At 54.9% G+C, this 2,091-nt stretch carries 3 protein-coding genes; all 3 read right to left on the bottom strand.

What is annotated here, in order from left to right; translation table 11 throughout:
- Nucleotides 1-34: 34 nt before the first annotated feature.
- Nucleotides 35-1,258, bottom strand: coding sequence for a poly-gamma-glutamate biosynthesis protein PgsC/CapC (locus tag AUR66_RS18245; RefSeq protein WP_231727966.1), 1,224 nt, complete (start codon nucleotides 1,256-1,258; stop codon nucleotides 35-37).
- Entirely contained in the window at nucleotides 1,224-1,607 is a 384-nt protein-coding gene (locus AUR66_RS18240; RefSeq protein WP_058573565.1) for a response regulator transcription factor, read from the bottom strand. Before AUR66_RS18240 ends, AUR66_RS18245 begins: the two co-directional genes overlap by 35 nt.
- 15 nt (nucleotides 1,608-1,622) lie before the next feature.
- A partial coding sequence (locus AUR66_RS18235; RefSeq protein ID WP_197409871.1) for a sensor histidine kinase occupies nucleotides 1,623-2,091 on the bottom strand: 469 nt, incomplete at its 5' end.

The raw sequence follows: 2,091 nt of genomic DNA, 5'->3' as shown, positions 1-2,091 counted from the left end.
CCGAACCCTCGACCGTAGACTTCGAACGCAGTCGTCACGCGCCATCACCATCCGAGAGAACCGACGCCGACAATACCGAGTCGTTGTCTGGTTGTTGCACCGTGTTTGCATGGGCGTACCAGAGTGAGACACCGGTGACGAGTACCGCGCCAACGAGTACGGGAATACTCAGAGTCTGCGGGAAGCCAGCCTCGCCAGGAGAGACGAACATTCGAAGGCCAACTAAAAGCGGAACGAAGACTGCAATCTGGAGTGGAATGACGATGGACCGCTCTTCTGGCGCGGTTGCATGTGTATTGTACGCCATCACACCGGCAATAACACCAGTGAAAAATGCTGCTAACCCCCGAGAGACCGGCAATAACAGAGTCAATCCCACGGTTAGTACAGTCGCAAATGCACTCCCTACTCCGAGGAGAACACGACCGTACCGAAGTGTCGTGTAGTGGATGACGGTGATTAGACCGTACGAAAGCACGTACACGGACGCGTACAAGACGAGTAGCCACCGGCTCTCGAGCGCGAAGACAGCCAGAAGGGCGGCAGCGATAACGCCAGTTCGAACGTCGAACCGTGCACGGAGGCGCTCTGCAACAATCAGTCCCAACATCAAGACAAAGACGAGCGTCTGTCTGGGTATCAACGACCCCTCCAAGTCACCTTCGACGACTGCGCCTCTGTAGACCGCAATCTCAGACGTTTCACTGTATAATACCGGTGGGGTGAGAGTGCCGATCGTCTTTGCGCCCGCCGGTGAGACGAGCGCCGTACCTATTCCAAGGAGAGCGGCGAAAACCCCAACTGTTGCAAGCATGTCGTGCCAACGAGTTTCGGGCTTCATTTGGTGGTAGTTGTACGCCGCCAACCCTGGTAAGATACTTCCGACGAATGCGATGCTCCGAACGTCAGCTGCGATTTCTGAAAACACTCCCAGTATTGTGACGGGAACGAGGGTCCCAACGAGGATGGCAGCGACGAGTTCGTCACGGCCGTAGATGAGAGTCCGTTGTTTGAGTATCTTGAGGGCCAAGTATGCAAGAGCAGTGCTTAAAACGAACACCGGAAACATCACAAAATTCTTCAGCGTGTAGACGGCGACAATACCGGTTGTGATGGTTCCACCGAGCCGATAACCACGGAACTGCGTAATAATTGCAACTCCAATGAAGCCGAGGACGGCGAGAAGTGTTGCAATCAGCACGACAACCACCGTTGGACCGCCGTCACAGTTCGTCACCTTTTGCGAGTACTCGCTCAATGCGAGCACGAAGTTCAAACGGTTTGAATGGCTTCGTCACGAAGTCAGTGGCGTCAAGCTCGAGGGCTCGAAGTACGTCGTCTTCTCGCCCGCGCGAAGTGAGCATAACGACGGGGAGTGAGGCAAACTCTTCGGTTGCTCGGATCTTTTCTAACGTGGCGAACCCATCTAGCTTCGGCATCATCACGTCGAGAACGACTGCCCGCGGCGTCGGATTTGTGCCCGATGAGAGATAGTCCCAGGCTGCTTCTCCGTTGTCGACTGCAACCACCTCGTACGACGAGAGACTCGTCTGGACGATGTCCCGCATATCGTCATCGTCCTCTACGATAAGGAGTGGAGGATTCATTTCTTTCTTTGGTCGTTACACGTCTGTCTCTTTGCTGTTATGGTCTTGAACTCTCGTGAAATTGAATCGAGCACCGCCAGAGCTCGATTCGTCTATTTCAACCTTCCAGCCGTGTGCAGTAGCGATGTCACGGACAATTGGGAGCCCGAAGCCGGTTCCATCCCGATTAGTCGTATACCCGTGGTCGAACACCTTCTGTCGCGACTCGGGTGGAATACCACACCCATCGTCTTCGAAGAAGAATCCAGCACCGTCTGTGAGACTACCGATACAAATTGTCACTGGCTTTTCGGGCGTCGACCCATGTTCGACCGCGTTACGGATGAGGTTCTCGAACAACCTGAGGAGGCGACCGCTGTCACCGCTGACTACAGGTAGGTCATCACGCTCAAATGTTGCTGCGCCGGTGTCGACGTACTCCCAAGCATAGTCGGCGATGTTCCCAAGATCGACAGGTTCCGGGTCGATGAGAGGTGCCTGTTGA

It is taken from the genome of Haloferax profundi, from assembly GCF_001469865.1.
GTDB classification, from domain to species: domain Archaea; phylum Halobacteriota; class Halobacteria; order Halobacteriales; family Haloferacaceae; genus Haloferax; species Haloferax profundi.
This window is presented reverse-complemented; position numbering and strand designations above follow the sequence as displayed.